Genomic DNA, 25,140 nt, shown 5'->3' with positions numbered 1-25,140 from the left:
ATCGCCAGCAAGCCGGCTCCTACAGGGGCGTGTTCGCAAGATTGAACTGTAGGAGCTGGCTTGCCAGCGATGGCGGTCGTGAGGTTGGCGCAAGCCCCGCAGGCGCCATCGCCAGCAAGCCGGCTCCTACAGGGGCGTGTTCGCAAGATTGAACTGTAGGAGCTGGCTTGCCAGCGATGGCGGTCGTGAGGTTGGCGCAAGGCCCGAGGGCCCCTTCGCCAGCAAGCCGGCTCCTACAGGGGCGTATTCGCAAGATTGAACTGTAGGAGCTGGCTTGCCAGCGATGGTGGTCGTGAGGTTGGCGCAAGGTTCGAAGGCGCCATCGCCAGCAAGCCGGCTCCTACAGGGGCGTGTTCGCAACATTGAACTGTAGGAGCTGGCTTGCCAGCGATGGCGGTCGCAAGGTCGATACACAACTCAAGGAATACCACCATGGCTGTAAAAATCCTCTGGTACCTCACCACCCCCGACGGACCCTATCCGTGGGAGCCCGAAGGGCGCTGGAAAACCGATTTCGAGCATTTGAAGCAACTGGCCGTGGCCAGTGATCGCCTGGGGTATTACGGTTCGTTGCTGGGCTCCAGCCCCAACGAAAGCCTGGCTGTCTCGGCCGCGTTGATCGATGCCACCCAGCGTTTGCGTTTTCTGGTGGCGCAACATCCCGGCGAATTGTCGCCGGCGGTGCTGGCCAAGTGGGCGCTGACCTTCGATCAATTCTCCAACGGGCGCCTGTTGTTCAATGTCGTCAACGGCAACGACGCCGGCCTGGCCACGCTTGGCGTGCATTACCCCCACGATGAGCGCTATGACTTCAGTCTCGAATACTGGCGCGCCTTCCAGAACTTCTATGCCGGCGACACGTCGGGGCATGACGGTCGATACGTCAAGCTCGCCCCGCGCTCACCGGCTGCTTCCAGTCATCCCCTGGGCGGCTGGCATCCGCCCAAACAGAAACCCGGCATTCCATTGTGGGGCGCCGGCACCTCGGGGCCCGGCGTTGCCCATTCGGTGCAGTTGCTCGATGTTTACCTGAGTTTCGCCAATACCCCACCGAAACTCGGCGAGAAATTCCGCAAAGTGGCGGCAGAGGCTGCGAAGATCGGCCGCGAGCTGACCTTCGGCACGCGTCTGCAAATCATCGTCCGTGAGACCGAAGAGGAAGCCTGGGCCCACGCCGAAAAACTCTTGCAGCGCACCTCGCTGCAAACCGCACGCACGGCCATCGAACGGCAACTGCCCCCCGGCGAAACCCTGGACAGCTTCCACAGCGACGACCCGCAAATCCAGCGCAACGTCGACGCCGTCCGTGCAGGTCGCCTGCCCAAGGCTCGCGACCTGGAGATCTACCCCAACGTCTGGCTCGGTCCGAGCCTGTTCGGCTTCAACATCCTCGGTCCAGCCGCTGGCACTTATCTGGTGGGCAGCGCCGAGCAGGTTGCCGAGCGGATTCGCGAGTACGAAGCACAGGGCACGTCAGCGTTCATTCTCTCGGGTTTTCCGCTGATCGATGAAGCACACCGGGTCGCGGACCTGCTGTTCCCGTTGCTCGACCTCGATCACGGTTTCGACGTGCCGCGCCTGCGCGCCGACACGCCAGCGCCGCAACGCACCAACGTGGTCGAACGGGCCTGAGGAGTCTGGCATGAGTGAAGGATTTTCCCGTCGCAGGTTTCTCGGCAACGGCCTGGCGGTCGGCGGTGGCCTGATACTGGGCAGCAGCCTGCTCACCGGCTGCGACAGTGGAGCGGCCACCGGTGGCACCGCGACGTTGTCCAGCACACCTGTCCGGGGCGGGCGCTTGCGGGTCGGCATTATCGACGGCGATCAATCGGGCAACCTCGATGCGCACAAACCGGTGGGCGGCGGGATCATTCGCGGCTGGGCGCTGTACAGCAAGTTCTGGGAATGGAACACCGACGTCAGCACGCGCCTGGCCCTGGCGGAGTTTGCCGAGCCCAATGCCGATGCCAGCGCCTGGACCATTCGCATCAAGCCGGGGCTGGAGTTTCACCACGGCAAGAGCATCGGCGCCGACGACATGCTGTTCTCGATCCTGCGCCTGACGGACCCGAAACTGGCGTCGCCATTTGCCGGCCTGGTGGGGGCGATCGACCGCAACGCCTTGCGCAAACTGGACGAACGCACCATCGAGATTCGCTTCAAGGAAGGCCAAAGCTTCTATCCCCTGGATGAAACCCTGATCAGTTTCGGCGGCATCGTGCCGACCGATTACGACCCCGTCACCAATCCGGTCGGCGCCGGGCCGTACAAACTGAAAAGTTTCATCCCCGGTCAGCGCTCGCTCTACCAGCGTTTCGAAAACTACTACAAACCCGGTCAACCCTATGCCGATGAGCTGGAAATCATCGAGTTCAAGGATCAGGTGTCCCGCGCTGCGGCCCTGCGCGCCGGGCAAATCGATGTCGCCAGCGGCGTGCAGGCTGAACATAGCGCGCTGCTCAAGGCTGACGCACGACTGAAGTTGTACGCATCGCCGAGCACTTCGTTTACCGGATTCAACCTGAACCTGGCCAAGGCACCGTTCCAGGATCAGCGAGTGCGCCAGGCATTTCGTCTGCTGGCCGATCGTCAAGAGCTGGTCGAGCGTGGGCTCAATGGTTTCGGGCGGATCGCCAATGACCTGTATTCGCCCCATGACCCGACGTACAACCACAGCATTGCCCAGCGTCCGTACGACCTGGAGCAGGCGCGGTCGCTGTTGCGCCAGGCCGGGCAGAACGATTTGCGGGTGGAGCTGACCACCACACCGGGACCTGGCGTCAATGCGGCGCTGGTGTTCGCCCAACAGGCGAAGAAGGCCGGGGTCGAGATCAAGGTCACCCAGGTCGATGGCTCGGTGTTCAATGGTCCGCAACGGGAAAACTGGCTGTTATCGCCAGGCTCCACCCCGGCTCGGGGGTTCCTGGCTTCGGCGCTGCACAACGACGCACCCCAGGCCATCTACAACCGCAGTAACTTCCACGATGAGCGTTTCACTTCGTTGTACCAACAGGCGTTGGCGCAGCCTGATCTGGAACGGCGCAAAGTGCTGGTGCATGAAGCGCAAAGCATTCAACACGAGCGTGGCGGTCTGTTGATCTGGGGCTTCAATGATGTGCTGGACGCTGCTTCCGTGCGGGTCGGTGGACTGGCACCCGAACAGACGACGTTCGCCTCCTGGCGTTTCGATGAAATGTGGGTGAACCATGTCTGATCCGTCCTGCAAACCCCCACGCACACCGGCCTGGCTGTCGTGGTTCATCGGGCGGTTGGGCTATGGCCTGCTGACGGCGTGGGTCATCAGCCTGGTGGTGTTCATTGCCACCCAGGCGCTGCCCTCGGACCCGGCGAGGGTGATCCTGGGGCCCGATGCACCGCTGGAAAGCATCCTCACCCTGCAACGCCAGTTGGGCCTGGACCGGCCGATCATCGAGCAGTACCTGCGTTGGCTGGGACATGCCCTGAGTGGCGAACTGGGAGTGTCGCTGGACTCCAATGTGCCGGTGGGCAACATCCTGTTCGGGCGCTTTGGCTACACGTTGGCGCTGCTCGCCGGAGTGATTGCGCTGGTGGTGCCCGTGGCGTTGCTGCTCGGCGTGTCACTGGCCTTGCGGCGTGACAGTCGCCTGGATCGCTGGAGCCTGTCGTTGTTGATTTTTCTCAAGGCCACCCCGGGGTTTCTGTTGGCCATTGGCCTGGTCTTGCTGTTTTCCATGCCCCACATGGACGTGCTGCCAGCGGTGTCGATCCTTGATCCGGACAAGTCCCTGCTGCGCCAGTTGCAGTTTCTGGTGTTGCCGGTGCTGGCCCTGAGTCTGTCGGCGCTGCCGTACCTGACCCGCATGGTGCGGGCGTCGATGATCGAAGCGCTGGAGTCCGATTACGTCATCGCCGCCAGGTTGCGGGGCATTCCCGAATGGCGAATCGTCTGGCGCCACACGTTGCCCAATGCGCTCATTCCGGCCATCCAGGGCGTGGCCCTGACCCTGCGCACCCTGATCGGCGGGGCGCTGCTCGCGGAGGTGATCTTCAGTTACCCGGGCATCGGCACCTCGCTGAACTCGGCGATCCAGATGCGTGATTTGCCGATGGTCCAGGCCATCGTGCTGTTGATCACGCTGGGCGTGGTGCTGATCAACCTGTTCGCCGATCTGCTGACCGTGATGCTGACACCGAAACTGCGTACCGCCCGCCGGGTCACCATGATTCGACGCAACCGCCGGGGCATCCAGCCCTGGTGGCGACGCTCCCCATCCAAGGCTCCTTGAGAGGTTATGCATGACTGATTCGCGAGGCCTTCGTTGGCACAGGTGGCTGGATGAACCGCAAACCCGCAAGGGCGCGCTGATCACTTCGCTGGTGGTCCTGCTTGCGTTACTGGGCCCATGGCTGGCGCCCCACAGCCCGACGGAGATGGTCGGCCCGGTGTATGGCGCCCCCGTGGCGGCGGCGTTGCTGGGTTATGACTTTCTCGGACACGACGTGTTGTCGCGCTTGCTCAGCGGCGGCGTGTCGGTGCTGTGGATGTCATTGGCGGCCGCCTCGATTGCGCTGTTGGCGGGTAGCACCCTGGGCCTGTTGGCGGGGTTCTCCCGGCGTCGGCTGGATCAACTGATTACCTGGCTGGCAGATGTGTCACTGGCGTTTCCCGACCTGATCCTGGTGTTGTTGATCGTCTCCATGCTGGGTCGCGCGCCCTGGCTGATCGTGCTGACCGTGGCCATTGCATTCACCCCCGGCGTCATTCGCCTGGCCCGTGGCAGCGCGGTGGTGGTGGCGGGGCAGGAGTTCGTCGAGGCCGCGCAGATGATGGGGTATTCCAGGCGGCGGATTCTGTTCAAGGAGATCCTGCCCAATATCCTCACGCCGCTGCTGGTGCACTTCGGCAACATGCTGACCTGGGGCGTGGGCATGCTCTCGGGGCTGAGTTTTCTCGGTTACGGCGTGGCGCCGCCGACTGCTGATTGGGGGCTGATGATCAACGAGAATCAAGCGGGGTTGCTGGTTCAGCCCTGGGCGGTGTTGGCGCCGGCCATCCTGATTGGCATCTTCGCCTATGGCACCAACATTCTGGCCGAAGGCATTGGGCGCAGCAGCTCACGGATCGGAGAAAAACAGCCATGAACGCCATTGCCGGAATCGAGTCACGCTCCCCTGTGGTGAAGACGCACGTGTTGCAGGTTCGGGACTTGCGGGTCGAGTTGTCGGAACAGATCGATGTGCTGTCCGGCGTGACCTTCAGCCTTGAGGCCGGAGAAATTCTCGGGCTGGTCGGGGAATCCGGGTCGGGCAAGACCACCCTGGCCACTGCCTTGCTGGCCCATGCCCGAAGGGGCGCGCGGATCGTCGGCGGGGAAGTCGAAGTGTCCGGTCAATCGCTGCTGACGCTGCAGGGCGAAGACCTGCGCCGGGCCCGGGGCAGCCTGATCGGTTACGTCGCCCAGGACCCGGCGACCGCCCTGAATCCGGCACTGCGAATCGGCAGTTTGCTGCGCGAAACCCTGGGTGCCCATCAGATTGAACTGGACCGTGCCGCTCAACAGCAGCGCATCCTCGAGACCTTGCGTGATGTCGGTCTGCCCGACGATGCGCAGTTCCTGCGACGCTTTCCCCATCAACTGTCCGGCGGACAGCAGCAACGGGTGATGTTGGCACTGGCCTTTGTCTTGCGTCCGGCATTGATCGTCCTCGATGAGCCGACGACAGCACTGGACGTCACCACCCAGGCCCACATCCTCGCCACCCTGCGCCGGTTGTGCAAAAGCCTGGGTATCGCTGCGGTGTATGTGTCCCATGACCTGGCGGTGATCAAGGACCTGGTGGACCGGGTGATGGTGATGTATGCCGGGCGTATCGTCGAGGTTGCACAGCGCGAAATGCTGTTCCATCAGCCGGCTCATCCCTATACCCGAGGGTTGCTGGCGGCGATTCCCGATGTGGCGCAACGCCGGGATTTGCCGGCGATTGCGGGGCATGCGCCGGCACCGGGGCAACGACCACAAGGGTGTGCCTTCGCGCCTCGGTGCCCCCGTCGCGTCGCGGCGTGCTCGGTGCTCGAGCCGCAATTGCAGGCCCTGTCATCACAGCAGCGGGTGGCCTGCCTGGCCCCGCATCTGCAACCCTTGCAACGGGTTGCCCAAGCGTCCGTTGCACCAGTCACCGACTCGGTGGAGCGCACGCCACTGTTGCAGATCAAGGACCTGAACGTGGCCTACGACCGCCAGGTACTGTTCGATGTTTCCCTGCACGTGGCTGCCGGGGAGTGCCTCGCGCTGGTGGGCGAGTCGGGTTCGGGCAAGACCAGCCTGGCGCGCGCCGTTGCCGGGTTGGGGGAAAACGCCGAGGGCGAACTGCTTTACGCGGGCGGTTTGTTGAGCCTGTCGGCGCGCCAGCGTGACGGGGCGCAACGGCATCAGATCCAGTACATCTTCCAGAATCCATACCGGGCGTTGAACCCCCGACAAAGTGTTTTGCAGACACTGAGTGCGCCTCTGGAGCATTTCTTCGGGATCAAGGGCGCTGCCGCACGGGAGCGCGTGCACGCTGTGCTCAAGCGGGTTTCGTTGCCGGCCTCGGTGGCGGATCTGTATCCCCACAGCTTGTCTGGTGGTGAGCGCCAGCGCGTAGCGATTGCCCGGGCGTTGGTCTGCGAGCCACGGCTGTTGATCTGCGACGAAATCACCTCGGCCCTGGATGTATCGGTACAGGCGTCGATCCTGGCGCTGTTGCGGCAATTGCAAGGGGAAGGACTGACGCTGCTGTTCGTCACCCATGACCTGGGCGTGGTCCGCGCCATCGCCGACCGGGTGTTGGTATTGAAGTCCGGTCGTGTGGTGGAACAGGGGCGGGTGGATCAGGTGCTGGATCAACCGCAGGCGGCGTATACACGCACATTGCTGGAGAACTCGCCGACGTTGGCGGGCGGCGTTTTGTAGGTGCTGGTTTGTCAGCGATTCGGCGGTGAACGTCATGCCGCCATCGCCAGCAAGCCGGCTCCTACAGATCGTGGGTGTGCCGATATTATGTTGGCACACCCGAACCCGTAGGAGCCGGCTTGCTGGCGATGGCGGTCGTACTGTCACATCCAGAACCAGACTTTGACGACGTTCCTGATTCTGGCGCACTAGCCTTGTGTTTCGGTCTCGAACACAGGAGGGCAATGGATTGCCTGATCTTCCTCACGCCAATCGGCTTCGCACCGGACGTTATTCCCAATCCGGACAAATCTATTTGCTCACTGCCGTCACTCATCACCGTGATCCGCTATTTGCCGATTGGCGTGTGGGGCGCCTGGTGGTGGATCAATTTCGCCAGGCCCAGACAGAAGAATGGGCCGACTCACTCGCTTGGGTGGTAATGCCCGACCATTTCCATTGGCTGGTCGAACTGAAGAACAGCACGTTACCGGCGCTGATGCTCGCCACCAAATCCCGCAGCGCCCAGGTGATAAATGCGTCTTTGAACCGTAGGGGACCGGTATGGCAGAGAGGTTTTCACGACCGTGCAATTCGACGGGAAGAGGATTTACAGGCTGTGGCCCGATACATCGTTGCCAATCCGTTACGTGCGGGCTTGGTGAGGCGCGTGCACGATTATTCTTTGTGGGATGCCAAATGGCTGTAGGTGGTGGCCGTTGTGACGCCATCGCCAGCAAGCCGGCTCCTACAGATCGTGGGTGTGCCGATATTATGTTGGCACACCCGAACCCGTAGGAGCCGGCTTGCTGGCGATGGCGTTGGTTAATATTGCGTCGTACTTATGCCACACGCGCCTTTCGACGGCGTGCCTCTTCGCGCACCGCCGGGATGATCCAGCGTCCGTAATCAACCGTGTCGTACAGCGGATCGTAGCCACGGTTGAGAAATGTGCTCACTCCCAGGTCGACGTAGTCGAGCAAGGCCTGAGCCACGGTTTCCGGGGTGCCGACCAGGGCGGTGGTGTCGCCGTAGGCACCGACGGCGGTGGCGGTGGGCATCCATAGCGCACGGTCATGACGATCACCCGCCGCGGCGGCGGCAAGCAAGCGTTCGGAGCCGGTGCCCTTGATGCGTTTTTGCCAGGGGCTGCCGGCGGCAAACTGTGGGTTGGCCTTGATCTGATCGAGGATCTGTTGCGCCCGTTGCCATGCCAGTTCCTCGGTCGCGCCCAGGATCAAGCGCACGGACAGGCTGACCCTCGGCGCCTCCACGCCCGCCGCGCTGGCGGCTGCGCGCAGTTTGCCGATCTGCTCGGCGACACCGCTCAAAGGCTCACCCCACAAGGCATACAGGTCCGCGTGCTTGACCGCGATCTGATAGGCGATATCCGAAGACCCGCCGAAGGAGATCGGAATGTGCGGCTGCTGCAACGGCTTGACCGGCGAGAAGGCACCCTTGATGTTGAAGTACTGCCCTTCGAAGTCGAATGGTTCTTCCGCGGTCCAGGTGCGCCGGACGATTTCCAGGTACTCATCGGTACGTTTGTAGCGCTCTGTCTTGTCCAGCAGGAAGTCGCCTTCCTGGGGTTCGGCGGTGATGCCGGTAATGGCATGCAGGCGAATCCGTCCGCCGCCCGTGGTGTGATCCAGTGTCGCAAAGGCCCTGGCGGCGACGGTCGGGGCGGTGAGGGCCGGGCGGTGGGCGATCATGAACCCCAGGCGTTCGGTATGTGCGGCGGCGTAGGCGGCGATCTGCAAACTATCCGCGCTGCCCGGGCCGCTGGCGATCAGCACCCGGTCGAAGCCGGCGTGCTCGTGGGCACGGGCGTGGTGACGGATAAACTCCAGATCGAAATCCGGGCTGCGAACACCTCGGGTCTCGGACCACTGGCGGGGGAAAATCATGCCGACGAATTCAATGGACATGGGAACACTCCTGATTGCGGTAAGCGGGCAGGCCGCTGGCTTAGAACTGGTAATCCACCTGGGCCAGCAACGTGCGGCCGGGCATGGGTTGCAGGAAGGTGTTGGTGGAGCCGGCCAGGCCACTGACGAAATTCAGTTCGTTGGTCAGGTTGAGCACGCGCAAGGTGGTGCTCCACTGCGGCTGGCGGTAGTAAACCGCGAGGTCGAGGTTGTACTCGTCCGGGACCTTCACGGTCTTGCTCAGGTTCAGGTACCAGCTACTGGTCCACCACCCGGACAGCTCGGCACCAAAGCCTGAATCGAAGCGATAGTCGACGTAGCCGCTGGCGGTGTATTCGGGAATCTGCACCGCATCAAAACGCCCCGAAGGCCGCTGGTTGAGGCTGTTGTTGTCACCAAACACCGTGCCGTTGTCGGGGATGAAGCCGGCCGAGGCAAAACCGGCCTGGGAGGCGAACTCGTTGTAGGCGGTGAGTTTCGTAAGGTTCAACGCCGTGCGCAGGTGATCGTCAGGCTGGTAGCGAATGGTCGACTCCACGCCCTTGATCACCAGTCGCGCGATGTTGTTGTTGCTGTCGGGTGATTGATCCCGCTCCTGCTTGAACGCTGCCAGGCTCATGAACAACTCGTTGGGCACGGCTTCGACTTTCAACCCGACTTCGTGCAAGACACTCAGGCTTTCGAACGCCAACGGATTGAGCAAATTCGCGCCCGCGCCGCTGCCCCAGCCAAGGCCATTGGAGAAGAACCCGGTGTTGACGGCCAGGGAGCGATCGAAGGTGTAGTACAGCGTGCTGTTTTCGGTCGGCTTGATGTAGGGGCTGACCTGAAAGGCAAACAGTCGGTAGTTGTCACTGTCCTTGCGCGGATTGCCACCGGCGAGCACGAACGGGTTATCGATTTCGGCATCGATCCAGCTGCGGCTCGCGCCGATGTTCAGGCCGACACGCTCACCCCATCGCAGGTTGTGCTGGGTGAACAATGTCTGGGTGGTCCAGGTACTTTCAGCGGTGTAGGGCGCGACGGACTCTGCGTACAAGCCATGGCCGGCCGGGTACATCGGCGGCAGGTTCAGCCAGCCGTAGAGGTTGGAAAACTGTGGTACGCCAGCCTGGCCGATCCAGGCACCGTTGCCGCCGGCCGGGTTGGAGCCGGTCAGCCCCAGAAGGCTCCCCGGGTTCTTGCCCGAAGGGTCCTGGGTCAGGTCATAGGCATTGATGGTTGAGCCGAAACTGTTATTGGCGGCGATCGACTGGTTGAGCTCGCGGCGGTAGATCAGCCCTGTGTTGCTGTCATCACGCAGGGTCAGGCCGCCCAGCTGCGTTTCGTTGCGCGAGCGAAACTCGAAGCGGTTATCGAAAATATTGTCCTTGGACTGCACCTGGAAAGACCCAACGGCGTCGGTCATGTCCCGCGAGCGCTGGTAAAACGTGTTGTTGGCCAGGGTGATGGTCGGCGTCAGATCAGCCTCCACTCGCAGTTGCGTGGTGAAGCGTCGCGAAGTGTTTTCATCCTCATCGCGCTGGCCGGTTTGTGACGACAGGGAGGTCAGGCCGTTGCCGGCGAGCGACGGGTCGTAGACCCAGCCACGCAGGCTGCCAGGGTTGCTGCGGGTGTTGGGGGAGGTGGTCTGGAAACTGCCGTCGACCACGCTGTATTTCCCTTGGGCATTACGTTGGCGTTTGACCCAGCCCAGGGTCGGCGCATCGGCCGCGCCGGAGGCCAGCACCGGCGACCACAGCGTGTTGCCGTTCTGGATGATCGGCGTGGCCCGTCCGGCGTAATACTTGCCGCTGTCCACCAGTTCCTGGTTGGCGCGGTTCCAGCCGTGGGTGATGTTGTAGTCGTAGTAGTCGTCGTAACTGGCATTCCAGTCGACGCGCACGCTGTCATTGCGCCAGGCCAAGGCGCCGTAGAACGCGTCGAAGTTGTTGTCGACGTTGTCGTAGAAGTCTTCCTGACGTTGTTTGGTGATGCTGATCCGGTAAGCCAGGTTGTCACTCAGTGGCCCGGTGTTGTCGACGCTGAATTTTGTCGCGTCGCGGGATTCACCGTCAGGCACCCAACTGCCCACCTCGCCGCTGAGCCTGGTCTTGAATTCATTGAAGTTCGGCTTTTTGCTCAGGTAATTGACGTAACCGCCACTGCCCGACACCGAGCCGTAGGTCACCGAGGACGGACCGGCGACAATGTCGGCGCCTTCATAGGCGTTGAAGTTGGCCGGGTGCCGCACACCATAAGCCCGCTGACCGTCCTGGAATACTTCAGAGCCCTGGGCGCGAAATTGCGGCGCGATCCCGGCGTTCTGGCCGCCGCCGCGAGTGATGCCGGGTGCGTACTTGACTAGGTCGTCGGCACTGCGGATCGGGTCGTCGGCCAGCTGTTCGGCATTGATCTGAGAGATCGAACGCGGGGTGTCGAGCACCTTGGTTTCGATGCCTCCATAGATCGAAGACTCCGGCCGGGTGGGCAGGGCGTCATCGTCGGAATCACTGGCGCTGGCCTGAACCGTGACGGTTTGCAGTTGAGTGTCGGCGGCAAATGTTGCTGTCGACAGGGTAGAAACGAAGACCAATGCCAGAGCGTGGCCAGAAGCAGGACGAACGAAGCCGATAGAGGGCATGAAAATGTGCCTCGAAAGATAAATTCATTGAATTGCGTAAACACGCCAACATCGCCCCTGTAGGAGCCGGCTTGCTGGCGATGGCGTCATAACGGCCACCATTGCCATCGCCAGCAAGCCGGCTCCTACGGGTCAGTGGTGTCTGGTTATGCCGTGTCTCTCAACCAGAGCTTTTCAAAGCGCCAGGTGCTGAACAGCGACTCTTCGGCCGCCGCGCCACCGACGCGGTTGGCCACGCTGTCGAGCAAATCGGCGTAACCCCAGATCAACATGCCGCCGCGTTCGTACTGGATCTGCTGGACCTGGTGGACCAGGGCCTTGCGCTTTTCCAGGTCGGGCTGGGCCATGGCCGCCAGGAACAATTCGCTGAACTGCGGATCGTTGAAATGGGTCTTGTTCGATACGGCAAACGGCGCGTCGGTGTGAATCGCGCTGGCCAGGAATGGCGCGCCGATGCTGCCGCCGGTGCTCAGCGTCCAGTCGTTGCGTTGCGGTCCCTGAAAAGTGGCCAGATCGACCTGCTTGACCTTGAGGGTCACGCCAATGCGCTTGGCCTGTTCAGCCAGCACCAGCGCCGAAGTCAGCCCCGGCCCCGGGGTCGTCACCAGTTCCAGTTCGAGGTTTTCATGCCCGGCTTCCTTGAGCAGTTGCGCCGCACGCTGCGGGTCGTGAGGGCGCGGTCCCAGGGTGTGGTTGAAGGTGGGGTCGCTGGGTGCGTACAGGTCATTGGCCACGCGTCCCTGACCGTTGAGCGCCCGGCGCACCAGTTCCTCCCGGTCAGCCAACAGGCGAAATGCCTCGCGTACCCGTGGGTCGTTGAATGGCGGTTTGTCGAGGTTCATGTCGAACGACAGCCAGTTGCCGGTCACCGATTTGACTACTTTGAGTCGTGGATCGCGCTGCAGTACCTCCAGCTGTTCGGTGGGCATCACGTTGGCCATGTCGATCTGTCCGGAACGCAGGGCCGCCAGGCGCGAAACCTGATCCTTGAAGTCGATGATTTCCAGCTCATCGGCGTAGGGCTTGCCGTCCTTGTAGTAGTTCTCGAACCGCGTGAACAGCGAACGCTGGCCGGGAGTGAAGCTTTTCAGTTTGTAGGGGCCGGCGCCCACCGGGTTGGACACCGGGTGATAGTCCACCGGTACGATCCCGCCAAAGTTGACCCAGGTCTCCGCCAGCGGCATGTAGCTGCGGCCTTCACGAAAGTTCAGGCGCACGGTGCGTGAATCGAGCTTGACCAGGTTGTCGCGGTCTACCCAGTGCAACAGCGCGGCATAGGGCGAGGCCAGCTGCGGGTCGGTGAGGCGGCGGATGGAGAAAATCAGGTCATCGGCATCGATGGTCTTGCCATGGTGGAACTCCAGGTCCGGGCGCAGGCGCAGGGTCCAACTGCTGGCATCGGCGTTGGGTTCGGCGAACTCGGCCAGGGCCAGGCGCGGCTGCATCTGTTCGTCCCACTCCCACAGCTTGCTGTACAGCGCAAAGCCGCGAACGATGCCGCTGCCGATGGGCTTGTGCGCGTCGAGGTTACCGCTCTGGTTACCGTCGAGAATGCCCAGGCGCAGACGTCCGCCGTAACGCGGCTTGTCGTCGGTGGCGACGGCCACGGCCGGTTTGTCGTCGCTCGGACCGCAGCCGGTGAGCAGTCCGCCACCGAGCAGCAACCCACCGCCCAGCAGCGCGCTGTGGCCGAGAAAATCCCGGCGGCTGAATAATGAGTGATCGTCGCTCATGGCATCAGGCTCCGGCCGGGCCGTTGGCGGAACGCAGCTCCAGCGGCGCTTCTGACGGGCGACTCAGTTGGACGCGCTCAGTGCGAAAGTGCGGGAGGATGTGTTCGCCCAGGCGATAGGCTTCTTCCAGGTGCGGGTAGCCGGCGAGGAAGAACAGGTCGATGCCGATGGCGTTGTACTCGCGAATTCGCGCCACGACATTTTCGTAGCTGCCCACCAGCGCGCAACCGGGCGGAATGCCTATGTAGCCGAAACCGGTCCAGACGTTGGGGTGGATGAAGAAGTCGTCGAAGCCCTGGGTCTCGGCCTTTTGCGCGAATTCGTTTTCGTAGCTGAGCTTGCGCGCGGTGCGCAGACCGGCATGGGCCGCCACAGCCTTGACCGCGCCCCTGGCGATGCCTTCGTCGAAGAAACGCTTGGCTTCGGTGCGGGCCAGTTCCTCGGTCTCCCGGGTGATGACGTCGATCGACAAACCGAAGCGAATGTCGGTGCGCCCGTACTTCAGGGCACGCTCGCGAATATCGGCAATCAGCGCGGCAATTTCATCCGGATGCTCGGCGCGCATCAGGTAGAAGTCGGCGTGTTTGGCCGCGAACTCCCGGGCCGGGATCGATGAACCGGCGGTGCAGATCAGCGGCAGCTCGGCCTTCTTCAATGGCCCGCGCAAACCACCGCCTTCGGCCTTGTAGAACTTGCCCTCGTAGTGGAAGTTCTCGTTGTGCCAATAGCCCTTGACCACGTCCATGAACTCGATGGCCCGTTCATAGCGCTCATCGTGGTCGCTGAAGTCGCCGACCTGGCGCTGAATCGCATCCGAGCCGCCGTTGATGATGTTCCAGACCAGGCGATTGCCAGTGGCGCGCTGATAGGTCGCGGCTTGTTGCACCGCCACCCACGGCGTGTAGTGATAGGGCTGGAACGCCGTGACGAATTTCAGCGTGCGGGTTTCCCGGGCAAGCAACGAGCAGACGGTCCAGGGTTCTTCGCCCGAAGGGGCGTTGACCATCAGGGCGCCGCCGAAGCCGTTGATCTCCGCGGCCTTGGCGATCTGCCCGAGATAATCGATATAGGTGAAATGATCACCGACGCTGAACGCCGAGACCGCGCCGGTACTCGGGCCGCCGCGATGCCAGTCGCCACGGTTGCGCGGGTCGCCGGGGAGGAACTGGGTTTCGCCATGCAGGGGCAGGCGGGTGAAGAATTCAATGCTCATGTCGAGGGCTCCGTCTCACTGCACAGTGGGGCTGCAGATCGGGCTGATGGGCTGATCGTTGATGACCTTGTGGGCGAAGGGCACCGAGTCCTTGAGCGAGGCGTTGACCGTTTCGCTGTGGCCCAGCCCTTTGTAGAGATGGCCTTCGACCACCGAACCGGTTTTGCAGGCGTCCTGCATCAGCGCGACTTGAGTCGAGGCCGCCGGGGTTTTGTCTTCGGCACCGGTGCCGATGAAAATCGGCTGGGCCAGTTTCAGCGTCGGGTAGGACACTTGTTTCTGCCACAGGGCAAGCTGGTCGCCCTTGTAGTCTTTTTTCGCATTGGCCGGGGTCAGGCCGACGCCGATCACGTCGCTGACCAACGCCGCCAGGCAACTGGTGCGGGCCTGCTCGAACAGTGGCAGGGCCTTGTCGGTGTAGAAATCCCTGGGGTTGATGCTTGGGTCGTACTGCTGGGCAGCCAGCAAGGTGTAGAAGCCGTAGGCGAGGGAGGCATCGACTTTGTCCGGGTCCTGTTCACCGACGTTTTTCGCCCCCACGGTGTAAATCACGCCGGTGCCGATGCTGCCTTTGACGCCGAGGCCGGGCGCATAAGTCGGGGCATAGGCCGCCGAGGCGAATGCCCCCGCGCCGCCCTGGGACTGACCGACGATCAGCACCTTGTTGGCCAGCCCCGGAACACCGGCGACCACGGCCTTGGCCGCATCGAGAATGCCGTAGGCGGCCATGCGATTGTTCAGCAGCGGGTGGCCACCGGGAACGCCGAGGCCCTGATAATCGGTGGCGACAATGGCATAACCTTCGTCCAGCCAGCGGCTGAGGTACTGCACGTCGCGATAGGACCGGCCTTGCCAGGACGGCGCACAAACGTCCGCGACACCGACCGTGCCGTGCCCCCAACTGGCGACCGGCCAACCACCGGCGGGCGCCTTGCCCTTGGGCAGGAACAACGTGCCGGAGACCACGATCGGGGTCTTGTTATCAATGCCGTCGGTGGAGCTATAGAGAATCCGCTGGGCGCTTGCCGCGTTGGGCAGGCTCAATGTCTTTTCCAATGGCTCGCTGCGCAGAAGCTTGCCCGGTGTGGCAGGAATCACCTCTTGCCAGGTGTAGAACGCCGAGACTCGGCCATCACCTTGCAGCGGATCGGGTTTCGGCGCGTGTGCACCCGCGGCCATGGCACTCATGGACAGCGCCAGGACACTCAGGCCGAAGACGAATTTATGCGGCAGTTTCATCAGGAATTCCCTATTCATGGATTGTTGCTGACCTGGCCACGCAGGGCCGGCCAGTAGTCGGTGAGCTTCAGATCGATCAGCGCCTGGTTGGTGAAACCGGTGGTCAGCGATGGGGTGATGTCGTAGTTGTCGCGAATCAGGTGATTGGCCAGGGCGTAGGCGGTCAGGGCCTGGTAATGCGCCTTGAGTTGCTGGTCGCTTTTTGGTGCCCAGCGTTCTTTCCAGGCCACGGGATCGTTCAAGTCATCACGACGCAGCACACTTTCAGCGGTGCCGGCACGGGAGGAAAGTTGGTAATAGGCGTCTTGATTCTGTTCCTGGGAAATCCACCACGCCGCTTTGACCCAGGCCGTCGCCAGTAGCTGAGTGATGTCCGGATGTTGTGTGACGAAACTGTCGGTACCCCAGAGATCGGACACCAGGCGCCAGTCATTGGCACCTTGCTTGGTTGACCAGATAATCTTGCCCACGCCTTTGTCTTCCAGGGCATAAGCCTCGCTGAGCAGCACCGCCGCATCCACTTTGCCGGCGGATACCGCCGCCGCGCCGACTTGCGGATTGAGGTTGGCGATCTTGAAGTCGTCGAGCTTCAGGCCCTTGCTGGCGAGGAAGTTGCTGAAGGCGAACTCCCATGGACGACCGCGATGCAGGGCCAGGCGCTTGCCCTTGAGGTCTTCAATGCTTTTGGCCTCGGAGCCGGCCGGCACTACCAGATAGATATTGTTGCCGCTGCCACCCGGGACAATCAGCTTGCCCGGCACGCCACCTGCGCCGGCGATCACCGAGGGCAGGTCGCCGCGTACGGCGAAGTCGATGCTGTTGTTGCTGAAGCCTTCGTTGATCTGCGGACCGGCGCCGGCGTGGGGCAGGGCGATCCACTCCAGCTTCACGCCGCGCTGGCTCAACTGCTGTTCAAGCCAGCCGTCCTCGATCACTCGGCCGGCGATACCGCCAAACACCGGCTTGCCACCCTGCGTGTAGGCAACGATGGCGATCTTCACCGAAGCCGGTGCCTGTTCGGCCAGTGCGGTGGCACTGAGCAGTAAACCGGTCAATGCGACCAGACTGTTGCGCCAGAAACGTTTCATTGAAATCTCCCTGAGTCGACTGTACGAAAAACCACGCGATTGCCCTTGTAGGAGCCGGCTTGCTGGCGATGAGGCCTTCGAGCCTTGCAGCGCTTTTGCGGACGCCATCGCTAGCAAGCCAGCTCCTACAGGGGGGCGTGTAGTTTATGAGTGGTGGGAGGGACAGAGCAGATTGCATGCCATAGCTCGAAAACACGGCTGTAGGCCTTGTACATCGGGGCTTCTAGAAGAATGGGTGATGGAGCTGAGGAGTGCAGGGTGCTGATCTGCAAGCAGGGTGATGCTTGCCAATTGCTGCTCTGGCAGCAGGGCAGGAACAACTGACTGGCATATTCATATTGGGAATATACAAATACTAATTAATAATTATTTAGTCTAACAATCTTCATGCACTATTGAGCACGCGCTTTTACTGCCAGGAATGCACCATGTCGCTGATCACTCATCCAAACGCTCGCGAACTGACCAAATCGGTGCGGGCCACCGTCCTGGTGTTCAAGGACCCGCGCTCCCAGGAACTGCTCAGCCGCATCGAGCGCCTGGCCCCGAGTGAAGCCAATACGCTGATCATTGGTGAAACCGGAACCGGCAAGGAACTGGTCGCAAGGCATATCCACCACCTGAGCCGCAGGGGGCGTGAACCCTTTGTTGCCGTCAACTGCGGTGCGTTTGCCGAAACCCTGGTGGAAAGTGAACTGTTCGGCCATGAAAAAGGCGCGTTCACAGGCGCTACCACGACCAAGGCCGGGTGGTTCGAGGCCGCGAACGGCGGAACGCTGTTCCTCGATGAAATCGGTGATCTGCCGTTGAACATGCAGGTCAAGTTACTGCGGGTCTTGCAGGAGCGAGAAGTGGTGCGCCTGGGGTCGCGCACCCCGATTCCAATCAACGTACGCCTGGTGGCCGCGACCAACGTCAACCTGGCGGATGCGGTGGTTGCCGGGCACTTTCGCGAGGATCTTTTTTACCGTTTGCACGTCGCCACGATTCGCCTTCCGCCCTTGCGCGAACGGCCGGGAGACATCCTGCCGCTGGCTGAGTTTTTCCTCGAAGAACATTGCCAGCGACTGGGCTACAACCGCGCCACTTTGAGCATCGAGGCGGAACGTAAACTGCTGGAGCACAGTTGGCCGGGCAACATCCGTGAGCTGGAAAACTCGATTCACCATGCCTTGCTGGTCTGCCGCAATCAGCGGGTCGCTCCGGCGGATCTGCACCTGGTGGACATGCGCTCCTCGGGCATCCGCCATGAGCAGGAGCAGGCGGTGCAAACGGGCCATGCCGTTGCCGGACCGGTAGATCTGGAAGCGGCGCTCAACGCCTTGTTCGAGCAGAACATTCCAGACCTGTATGAACACATCGAGGAGACCATCTTTCGCGCAGCTTACCGATTCTGCCATGGCAACCAGTTGCAGACCGGACGGTTGCTGAACATCAGCCGCAATATCGTTCGGGCGCGGCTGGAAAAGATTGGTGAGCTGAACAAGCCATTGTCGGTCGGGGAGTCGTGAGCATGTTTAACGGCTGTAGGCGTAACGTCCTGCAAGCTACAACACCTTGCGGCATTGCCTACAGCTACGCCAGAATCCGCCGGCTTGTGCGCGTTGGACGCCATCGGTAACTTGGTCCGCGTCACTGATTCCCAGTGATCGGGTTTAGCAGCCCGGGGTGTTATGAAGCGTATTTGCAGTCCAGACAGTCAGGTATTCCCCATCCCTGCACTTGATGGCAGCTGTGCGCAGGGCGCCTTCGGGCGCGCCGGTTTCGTAACTCCCCGGTCTGCTAACCTGCGTACAGCCGCCACCCCTTCGTTTAGCAGCGATTCGGTGACGGCTCCAAGTTTCTGGAGTTCGAATCATGTTGAAAGTTACCCCCGATCCACCGGACAACGACGCTTGCCCCAACCCGGCCTTGCACATCATGGCCACCCCGCACAAACCCTCCACCCTGTTCACCATCAACCCCGACATCGATATCGAAACCCTGCTGGCCCACGCCTGTGAGTCGCTGGCCTCGGCGAGTGTCATGGCCAGTGACCTGGCGGGTTTTCTGCAAGGTACGCACCGCAACACCCTGCTGGGCATCGCGCAAGTGATCATGCTGGGGGAGTTGGCGGTGAATCGGGCGCTGGACAGGCTTGACCCGGCGGGATAGCCACTTTTGAAGCAGAAACTAATCCTGTGGCGAGGGGGCTTGTCGGAACGCCGCACCGCCCCGTTCGGCTGCGCAGCAGTCGTAAATCCAGTCAATGCGGTACATCTGAAGAACCGGGATTGCTGATTTTGGGGCTGCTTCGCAACCCAACGGGGGCGAGCCCCCTCGCCACAGGTGTGGCGGTGTCTTCAGTTATGAATGCAAATACTCCCGAGCCAACAAGCAAGCCCGCTCGATCAGCATCGGCGCCATCTCGATCGCCGTCGGCGTGCCCTGGCGGGTGTGAATCCAGCCAAGATACGTGGTGCCACGCAGCATCAGGAACAACGCCAGGGTCTTGCGATCCGCCTCGGTCAGCGGCTTGATCGCGTTGTAGCCGTCGAGCAATGCCGCCTTGATCTGCTCGTAACGCGGGTCATCCAGGCAGAAGTACAGCGCCGTGGCCAACTCGAACATGTGCCAGCCAAACCCGGCATCGTCGAAGTCGATCAGGCGCAGGCGCGGGCCTTCGATCAGCAGGTTTTCCGGCACCAGGTCGGCGTGGATCATGCCGAAGTTGCCCAGGTGGCGACCGTATTGGCGCAAGTCCTTGCGTGCCGTACGCCGTGCCTGTTGCAGAAGATCACGCTGCTCAGCGCTGAGCTGTTCCAGTTCCCAGAAACGCCCCCAGAACGGGTTGGCACCGATCAAGCCTTCCTCGTCCCAGGCATGCCGGACAAACTCGTCCGGCTGTTGCCACTGCGCCGAATGCAGGTGAATTCGCGCGGCAATTGCCCCGGCTTCCTTGAACAGGAAATCGATTTCGGTATCGGCTTGCACCCCGTTTTCCGAGGTGCCCGCAGTTGTACCGGGCAGCCAGGCGAGCATGTCGATGTGGCGTGGCTCGCCGATGTCTTGATGGGTGACTTCGATCAGATGGCTTTGGTTCTGCGCGCGGATGATTTGCGGCACGGTAATGCCGGCGCCGGCCAGCGCCTCCATCCATTGCAGCTCGGAACGCAGCGCGGCTTCGCAGTGATAGCCATTGCGATGGATGCGCAGGGCCACCCGCTGACCGTCGTGGCGGCGGGCGGAGAACACCGCGTTCTCGCGGAATTTCACCAGTTCGATGTCAGCGAACTCGCCTTCCCACTGTTGCAGGGCATGGCGCGCCAGTTCGTGCAGGCGGGCGACTTGCTGGTCATGGCTCAAGGTAGAGAATGCAGGGCTGTGGAATTCAGTCATGGCAAAAGCCTCAAATCGCGCTCAGGGCGCTGTCCAGTGTGTCGACGAACAAGTCCGCGTGATCACGGCCGAACACCAGCGGCGGGCGTAGCTTGAGAATGTTGTCGCCGGCGCCGATCTTGCTGATCAGCACGCCGTTCTCGCGCATGTCGTTGACCACCTTGCGCGCCTCCAGTCCGGCGGGCTCCTTGCTGGCGTGGTCACGCACCAGTTCCATGGCGAAGAACAATCCCTTGCCGCGCACGTCGCCGATGATCGAGTGCTTGCCGGCCAGCACTTGCAGGCGTTGCTGCACATAAGCACCGACGCTTTGTGCGTTGTTCAGCAACTGCTGTTCCTCGATCACATCCAGCACTGCCATGCCGACCGCTGCCGCGACCGGCGAGCCGCCGAAGGTGTTGAAGTACATGGCGTGGCGCCCGAAGGACTCGACCAAGGCCTTATGGGTGATCAGCCCGGCCAGTGGATAGCCGTTACCCATCGGCTTGCCGAGGGTGACGATGTCTGGCACCACGCCGTGGGCCTGATGCCCCCACAGGTGATCGCCGGTGCGGCCGAAACCGGACTGCACTTCGTCGGCGATGAACAGCCCGCCGGCATCGCGGATCAGCTTTGCCGCCTTGTTGACGAATCTGGCCGGCACCCGCGGCAGGCCTTCGTTGGCGAACAGGGTGTCGATCAGCAGCGCGGCCGGGCGAATGCCCTGGGCCTGCATCGAGGCAATCGCCGCCGCGATATTGGCCGCGTACTGCTCGGCCAGTTGCGCCTCCGTGGTACCGGCCGGTGCGTGGTACAGGCACGGAATCGGCACCGCCCGGGCATGGGCGGCGAAGGGTTCCGGCGAGGGCAGGGCGGTGGTGACTTCGGCCAGCGATGCCGAGTTGCCGTGGTAGTTGTAGTCGCTGACGATGATGCCGGTGCCGCCACTGGCAAAGCGTGCCAGACGCAGTGCCAGCTCATTGGCCTCGCTGCCGGTGCAGGTGAACATGGCGGTGTCCAGCGACTCGCCAAACGTCGCGGTCAGGCGCTCGGCGTAGCGCACCACTTGCTCATCCAGGTAGCGCGTGTGGATGTTCAGCGTGGTCGCCTGGCGGTGCATGGCCTCGGTCACGTGGGGGTTGCAGTGGCCGACGCAGGGCACGTTGTTGTAGACGTCGAGGTAGCGACGACCGTCGACATCGAACAGCCAGACGCCTTCGCCGCGCACCAGGTGCAAGGGTTTGTCATAGAACAGCGGCGAGGCGCTGCCGAGCACGCGATGACGGCGTTGCAGGAGAGTGTCTTCAGGCATGGTCAGGAACCTCGATGGCGGTGGTGCGACGGTTGCGCAGCAGGTAATTGAAAATGCACAGGGTGAAGGTCACGGCGAGGGCGATCAGCATCAGCATGTCGAGCTGGAAGCAGGCGGCGATCACCACCAGCGTCAGGGTCAGGCCGAGCCACGCAACCTGTTTGCCGCCGATCAGGGTGAACGGGCGTGGCAGGTCCGGTTGACTGGTCTTGATGCGCAGGTACGCGCCGAAAATGAACAGGTAGCAAACGTTGAGCAGCAACACGACCGCGAGCATCACCGTGGCCGGGTCCACTTCCGACAGCGGCAGGCCGATGGCACCGATCAGCAACAGCGCCGGCCAGGGCGTGCCGCGTTTGCCGGTCTTGCCCAGCCATTGCGGGAACAGGCCGTCGCGGGCCATGGCGAACAGTTGCCGGGAAGCGGCGTAGACCAGGGAAAATAAGGTCGCGATCAAGCCGAACACCGCGCCGCAGCCAATCACCTTGGCCAGCCACGAACCGTCACCGAAGGCGCTGTTGCTGGACATCGCCGCGTACAGCGGATCACCCGCGGACCCGACCAGTTCGACGCCACCGGCACCCGGTGCGCACACCAGCACCGCCAGCGCGGTCACCAGCAAGGTGCCGATGGCTGCGAGAATGCCGCGGGGCATGGTGCGGCCGGGGTTGTGCGCCTCCTCGGCGGCCGAGCCGGTTTGCTCGACGGTGATGAACAGCCAGATGGCGAACGGCACGCAGGCGAAGATACCGCCGAGGCTCACCGGCGTTGCCACGTTGGCCGGCAATGCCAGCAGATTGGCCAGTTCGACATGGGGTGCCATGGCGACACCGAACGTGAGCAGGGCGACCACGGCGATGATGCCTGCGATGAAGGTCAGGCCCATGGCCTCACCGACGCCGCGCATGTGGATGCCGATGATCACCGTGAACAGGGCGATCTTCACCGGCCAGCCGCCGAGGCCGAAAATCGACTCGGTGTAGGCGCAGATGAACGTCGCTGCCGCGCCGGTGCCAATGGTCAGCGCCAGTGCGCAGGCCACGCCGACCAGATAGCCCACGAACGGCCCGAAGGCGCTTTGCGCATAGACGAATACACCGCCGGCGCTGGGCAGCGCCGTCGACAGTTCCGCCACGCACAAGGCCAGGCCACCGCAGAGCAGGGCCATCAGCAACGTGGCGATCAGCATGTTCAACCAGCCACCGGCCGCCAGCCCGAAGTTCCAACCGGAAAACTGCCCGGCCACCACCAACGCAATTCCGAGGCCGGCAATCTTGGGCCAGCCCAGCGCACTTTTCTTGAGCACAGAAATCTCCCGCGACCCGAAGGCCGATTTATTGTTTTAGTGAGAAATGGAGGGGTTGAGCGTTGCATTGCAGGACACCCTGGAGCGGGTTGTGCCCTGAAGGTCGGTTTCGATACTACGCCGGGGGCGCGGCGGGGTATGTGTGCGCGCATGCCATGTCATTGGTTGTGGGTGCCAAATGTGGGATCCGGGTTGCTCACGATGGGGGGGTGACAGGTGATGGTGGATGTGCCGGCCTCTTCGCGAGCAAGCCCGCTCCCACAGGGGGTCTGCGGTGTATACGGATTTTGTGCACGGCAGAGATCCAATTGTGAGCGGGCTTGCTCGCGAAGGCGGTGTGTCAGGCAGTGGAGATGTTGGATGTGCCGGCCTCTTCGCGAGCAAGCCCGCTCCCACAGGGGGGCTGCGGTGTACACGGGATTTGTGCACGGCAGAGATCCAATTGTGGGAGCGGGCTTGCTCGCGAAGGCGGTGTGTCAGGCAACCCAAATCTCAGATCCGAAAACTCCCCACCAACTGATTCAATCGCCCGGCCTGTTGCTCCAGCTCGGTACAGGCGCGCAATGTCGATTGCAGATTCTCCACCCCTTGCTGGTTCAGGGTGTTGATCCGGGTGATGTCGACGTTCAGGGCTTCGACCACGGCGGTCTGTTCCTCGGTGGCGGCGGCGACGGACTGGTTGACGTTGTCGATCTCGCCGATGCGTTGGGTCACGCTGCCCAGGCGGGTGCCGGCCAGGTTGGCGATGGTGACGCTTTCTTCGCTGTGGCGCTGGCTTTCGGTCATGGTGGTGACCGATTCCCGCGCGCCCACTTGCAGTTCCTCGATCATCTGCTGGATCTCCAGCGCCGAGGCCTGGGTGCGTCCGGCCAGGCTGCGCACTTCGTCGGCCACCACCGCAAACCCACGGCCCGCTTCACCGGCCCGCGCCGCTTCAATCGCGGCGTTGAGCGCGAGCAAATTGGTCTGCTGGGAAATGCCCTTGATCACTTCGAGAATCTGCCCGATGTTCACGGTCTTGTCGTTGAGCACTTCGATGTTGGCGCACGAGGCACTGATCTTGCCGGACAGCTCGTTCATCACCTCGATCGTGCGCTGCACCACCTGACGCCCATCCTCGGCTTGCTGGCGGGCAGACGAAGCCTGTTGCGAGGCATCCGAGGCGTTATGGGCGATCTCCTGGGCGGCAGCGCCAAGCTGGTTGATCGCCGCCGCCACGCTGTTGGTGCGGGTCGATTGATCGTCGAAATTGCTCATCGAGGAGTTCGAAGCATCCAGTACGCGCCGTGCGCCTTCATTGACGCCCAGGGCGGCAGACGACACCTCGCGGATCGAATGGTGGATGCGCTCGACAAAGCGGTTGAACGCCGTCGCCAGCTGCCCGATTTCATCCCGCGATTGCACTTGCAGGCGCCGGGTCAGGTCGCCTTCGCCCAGGGAAATATCCTCCATGACCCGGGTCAGCACCTGCAGCGGCCGGGTGATGCGCAGCGCCGTGTACCAGATCAGCAGCAGGCCGAGCAGGGCCGAGCCGCCGCCGAGCAGCAGTTCCAGCGCGGTGCTTTGCACGCCTTGGGCATCGAGCTCTTTCTGCAAGGTGGTGACCGGCGCCAGCAACACCTTCTGCGGCACACCGACCAGCACGCCCCAAGGCGCGGCACCGGCAATCGGTGAAAGCGGTTCAAGCACCTTGATTTGTCGGGCGTCGACAAACACTTTGGGCTGGCCCTGACGCAGGCTGTCCATCACCTCGGCGTTGTCCATCGGTTGACCGAGGCGACCGACGTCCTGGCTGTTGGCGGAGATCACCCCGCGCGGGCTGACGATGCTGATCTGGCCGTTGCCATCGAACAGCTCACGGGCGCTGGCCTCGCTGCTTTGTTGCAGGGCGGCGAGGTTGATGTCCAGCCCGACCACCGCGATGACCTTGCCGTTCTCCATCAACGGGAACGCCACGCTGGTCACCAGCTTGCGGCTGCCGGAGGCCTCATCGAAATACGGTTCCAGCACGCAGGCCTGGCCGGTGTCACGGGCACAGGTGTAGAAGGCGTTGTACGGTGCGCCGCTGGGACCTGGCTCGGTGTTGGCGAGCAGGCCTTCGTCGCCGATGACCGCTTGCAGTTCGCCCGGTTTGCTCTGCACCCAATAGAGCGAAAATCGACCGGTTTCATTGCTGCCCAAGGCAGCCTGGCCGGCGAAGTCGGCGTCGGCACCGTCGAGTCCACCGGGTTCGAAAATGACATAAAGCCCGAGCAGGTCGGGCTTGTCGATCAAGGCTTGATGAAGCTGGGTGCTGAGTTCCTTGCGCAGTTGCGGGCGGGTCAGGCTGCCCCGTTGTTGCAGCTGTCGCAGGTACAACAGGTACCGCGATAACCCCTGGCCGTATTCGTGGGTCTGCATGAAGGTGCGTTGCACTTGCATGGCCTG

The 25,140-nt window shown here is 62.5% G+C and carries 18 protein-coding genes and 1 pseudogene; 8 read left to right on the top strand and 11 right to left on the bottom strand.

The window, feature by feature from the left end; all coding sequences use genetic code 11:
• Nucleotides 1-432: 432 nt before the first annotated feature.
• The 6 genes from KGA88_RS22075 (at nucleotide 433) to KGA88_RS22050 (ending at nucleotide 7,623) form a co-directional block, all read left to right on the top strand.
• Nucleotides 433-1,632, top strand: a complete 1,200-nt coding sequence (locus KGA88_RS22075) for an LLM class flavin-dependent oxidoreductase (protein WP_223594284.1) — start codon at nucleotides 433-435, stop codon at nucleotides 1,630-1,632.
• Between the two features lie 10 nt (nucleotides 1,633-1,642).
• Complete coding sequence (locus KGA88_RS22070) at nucleotides 1,643-3,214, top strand: ABC transporter substrate-binding protein (RefSeq protein WP_223594280.1); 1,572 nt, start codon at nucleotides 1,643-1,645, stop codon at nucleotides 3,212-3,214.
• Nucleotides 3,207-4,268, top strand: a complete 1,062-nt coding sequence (locus tag KGA88_RS22065) for an ABC transporter permease (RefSeq protein WP_223594272.1) — start codon at nucleotides 3,207-3,209, stop codon at nucleotides 4,266-4,268. Before KGA88_RS22070 ends, KGA88_RS22065 begins: the two co-directional genes overlap by 8 nt.
• Nucleotides 4,269-4,278: 10 nt before the next feature.
• Nucleotides 4,279-5,124, top strand: coding sequence for an ABC transporter permease (locus KGA88_RS22060; protein WP_223594269.1), 846 nt, complete (start codon nucleotides 4,279-4,281; stop codon nucleotides 5,122-5,124).
• Nucleotides 5,121-6,935 (top strand): dipeptide ABC transporter ATP-binding protein, encoded by a 1,815-nt coding sequence (locus KGA88_RS22055; RefSeq protein WP_223594267.1) that lies wholly within the window; start codon nucleotides 5,121-5,123, stop codon nucleotides 6,933-6,935. Before KGA88_RS22060 ends, KGA88_RS22055 begins: the two co-directional genes overlap by 4 nt.
• A gap of 229 nt (nucleotides 6,936-7,164) precedes the next feature.
• Nucleotides 7,165-7,623 (top strand): REP-associated tyrosine transposase, encoded by a 459-nt coding sequence (locus KGA88_RS22050; RefSeq protein WP_223594265.1) that lies wholly within the window; start codon nucleotides 7,165-7,167, stop codon nucleotides 7,621-7,623.
• A 133-nt stretch (nucleotides 7,624-7,756) separates the two neighbouring features.
• Here the strand turns inward: KGA88_RS22050 and KGA88_RS22045 are convergent, their stop codons facing one another.
• From KGA88_RS22045 to KGA88_RS22020, 6 genes are all read right to left on the bottom strand, one after another.
• Complete coding sequence (locus KGA88_RS22045) at nucleotides 7,757-8,842, bottom strand: LLM class flavin-dependent oxidoreductase (protein ID WP_223594264.1); 1,086 nt, start codon at nucleotides 8,840-8,842, stop codon at nucleotides 7,757-7,759.
• Nucleotides 8,843-8,882: 40 nt separating this feature from the next.
• The gene (locus KGA88_RS22040; RefSeq protein WP_223594263.1) at nucleotides 8,883-11,465 is read right to left on the bottom strand and encodes a TonB-dependent receptor plug domain-containing protein; all 2,583 of its coding nucleotides are present in this window, start codon (nucleotides 11,463-11,465) and stop codon (nucleotides 8,883-8,885) included.
• A gap of 146 nt (nucleotides 11,466-11,611) precedes the next feature.
• Nucleotides 11,612-13,198 (bottom strand): ABC transporter substrate-binding protein, encoded by a 1,587-nt coding sequence (locus KGA88_RS22035; protein WP_223594262.1) that lies wholly within the window; start codon nucleotides 13,196-13,198, stop codon nucleotides 11,612-11,614.
• Between the two features lie 4 nt (nucleotides 13,199-13,202).
• Nucleotides 13,203-14,411: an LLM class flavin-dependent oxidoreductase gene (locus tag KGA88_RS22030; RefSeq protein WP_223594260.1), complete on the bottom strand. Its 1,209-nt coding sequence runs from the start codon at nucleotides 14,409-14,411 to the stop codon at nucleotides 13,203-13,205.
• Nucleotides 14,412-14,426: 15 nt separating this feature from the next.
• Nucleotides 14,427-15,650: a lipase family protein gene (locus KGA88_RS22025; protein ID WP_110661801.1), complete on the bottom strand. Its 1,224-nt coding sequence runs from the start codon at nucleotides 15,648-15,650 to the stop codon at nucleotides 14,427-14,429.
• A 14-nt stretch (nucleotides 15,651-15,664) separates the two neighbouring features.
• Nucleotides 15,665-16,738, bottom strand: a complete 1,074-nt coding sequence (locus KGA88_RS22020; protein ID WP_223594257.1) for an ABC transporter substrate-binding protein — start codon at nucleotides 16,736-16,738, stop codon at nucleotides 15,665-15,667.
• 428 nt (nucleotides 16,739-17,166) lie between these two features.
• Here KGA88_RS22020 and KGA88_RS22015 point away from each other — a divergent pair, with 428 nt between their 5' ends.
• Both KGA88_RS22015 and KGA88_RS22010 read left to right on the top strand, forming a co-directional pair.
• Entirely contained in the window at nucleotides 17,167-18,249 is a 1,083-nt protein-coding gene (locus KGA88_RS22015; RefSeq protein ID WP_223594255.1) for a sigma-54 interaction domain-containing protein, read from the top strand.
• A 346-nt stretch (nucleotides 18,250-18,595) separates the two neighbouring features.
• On the top strand, nucleotides 18,596-18,892 hold the full coding sequence (locus KGA88_RS22010; protein WP_110661798.1) for a DUF6124 family protein: 297 nt from the start codon (nucleotides 18,596-18,598) through the stop codon (nucleotides 18,890-18,892).
• 192 nt (nucleotides 18,893-19,084) lie between these two features.
• Here the strand turns inward: KGA88_RS22010 and KGA88_RS22005 are convergent, their stop codons facing one another.
• From KGA88_RS22005 to KGA88_RS31820, 5 genes and pseudogenes are all read right to left on the bottom strand, one after another.
• A complete protein-coding gene (locus tag KGA88_RS22005) occupies nucleotides 19,085-20,116 on the bottom strand; it encodes a phosphotransferase enzyme family protein (RefSeq protein ID WP_223594252.1) in 1,032 nt (343 codons plus the stop codon).
• A 10-nt stretch (nucleotides 20,117-20,126) separates the two neighbouring features.
• Nucleotides 20,127-21,407: an aspartate aminotransferase family protein gene (locus KGA88_RS22000; RefSeq protein WP_223594250.1), complete on the bottom strand. Its 1,281-nt coding sequence runs from the start codon at nucleotides 21,405-21,407 to the stop codon at nucleotides 20,127-20,129.
• Nucleotides 21,400-22,713, bottom strand: a complete 1,314-nt coding sequence (locus tag KGA88_RS21995) for an amino acid permease (protein WP_223594249.1) — start codon at nucleotides 22,711-22,713, stop codon at nucleotides 21,400-21,402. Before KGA88_RS21995 ends, KGA88_RS22000 begins: the two co-directional genes overlap by 8 nt.
• 492 nt (nucleotides 22,714-23,205) lie before the next feature.
• Nucleotides 23,206-24,459: a methyl-accepting chemotaxis protein gene (locus KGA88_RS31825; RefSeq protein ID WP_411740863.1), complete on the bottom strand. Its 1,254-nt coding sequence runs from the start codon at nucleotides 24,457-24,459 to the stop codon at nucleotides 23,206-23,208.
• 144 nt (nucleotides 24,460-24,603) lie between these two features.
• Nucleotides 24,604-25,113, bottom strand: a pseudogene (locus tag KGA88_RS31820) (cache domain-containing protein); the annotation flags it as partial.
• Between the last annotated feature and the right edge of the window lie 27 nt (nucleotides 25,114-25,140).

This window comes from Pseudomonas sp. A-R-19 (genome assembly GCF_019956575.1).
Lineage (GTDB): Bacteria > Pseudomonadota > Gammaproteobacteria > Pseudomonadales > Pseudomonadaceae > Aquipseudomonas.
The sequence above is the reverse complement of the archived record's forward strand: the minus strand, read 5'-3'. Positions and strand labels throughout refer to the sequence as shown.

Coding starts and splice junctions, on each gene's coding strand:
- KGA88_RS22075 (WP_223594284.1), top strand. CDS start 433: ATGGCTGTAAAAATCCTCTGGTACCTCACCACCCCCGACGGACCCTAT.
- KGA88_RS22070 (WP_223594280.1), top strand. CDS start 1,643: ATGAGTGAAGGATTTTCCCGTCGCAGGTTTCTCGGCAACGGCCTGGCG.
- KGA88_RS22065 (WP_223594272.1), top strand. CDS start 3,207: ATGTCTGATCCGTCCTGCAAACCCCCACGCACACCGGCCTGGCTGTCG.
- KGA88_RS22060 (WP_223594269.1), top strand. CDS start 4,279: ATGACTGATTCGCGAGGCCTTCGTTGGCACAGGTGGCTGGATGAACCG.
- KGA88_RS22055 (WP_223594267.1), top strand. CDS start 5,121: ATGAACGCCATTGCCGGAATCGAGTCACGCTCCCCTGTGGTGAAGACG.
- KGA88_RS22045 (WP_223594264.1), bottom strand. CDS start 8,842: ATGTCCATTGAATTCGTCGGCATGATTTTCCCCCGCCAGTGGTCCGAG.
- KGA88_RS22040 (WP_223594263.1), bottom strand. CDS start 11,465: ATGCCCTCTATCGGCTTCGTTCGTCCTGCTTCTGGCCACGCTCTGGCA.
- KGA88_RS22035 (WP_223594262.1), bottom strand. CDS start 13,198: ATGAGCGACGATCACTCATTATTCAGCCGCCGGGATTTTCTCGGCCAC.
- KGA88_RS22030 (WP_223594260.1), bottom strand. CDS start 14,411: ATGAGCATTGAATTCTTCACCCGCCTGCCCCTGCATGGCGAAACCCAG.
- KGA88_RS22025 (WP_110661801.1), bottom strand. CDS start 15,650: ATGAAACTGCCGCATAAATTCGTCTTCGGCCTGAGTGTCCTGGCGCTG.
- KGA88_RS22020 (WP_223594257.1), bottom strand. CDS start 16,738: ATGAAACGTTTCTGGCGCAACAGTCTGGTCGCATTGACCGGTTTACTG.
- KGA88_RS22015 (WP_223594255.1), top strand. CDS start 17,167: ATGTCGCTGATCACTCATCCAAACGCTCGCGAACTGACCAAATCGGTG.
- KGA88_RS22010 (WP_110661798.1), top strand. CDS start 18,596: ATGTTGAAAGTTACCCCCGATCCACCGGACAACGACGCTTGCCCCAAC.
- KGA88_RS22005 (WP_223594252.1), bottom strand. CDS start 20,116: ATGACTGAATTCCACAGCCCTGCATTCTCTACCTTGAGCCATGACCAG.
- KGA88_RS22000 (WP_223594250.1), bottom strand. CDS start 21,407: ATGCCTGAAGACACTCTCCTGCAACGCCGTCATCGCGTGCTCGGCAGC.
- KGA88_RS31825 (WP_411740863.1), bottom strand. CDS start 24,459: ATGGACAGCCTGCGTCAGGGCCAGCCCAAAGTGTTTGTCGACGCCCGA.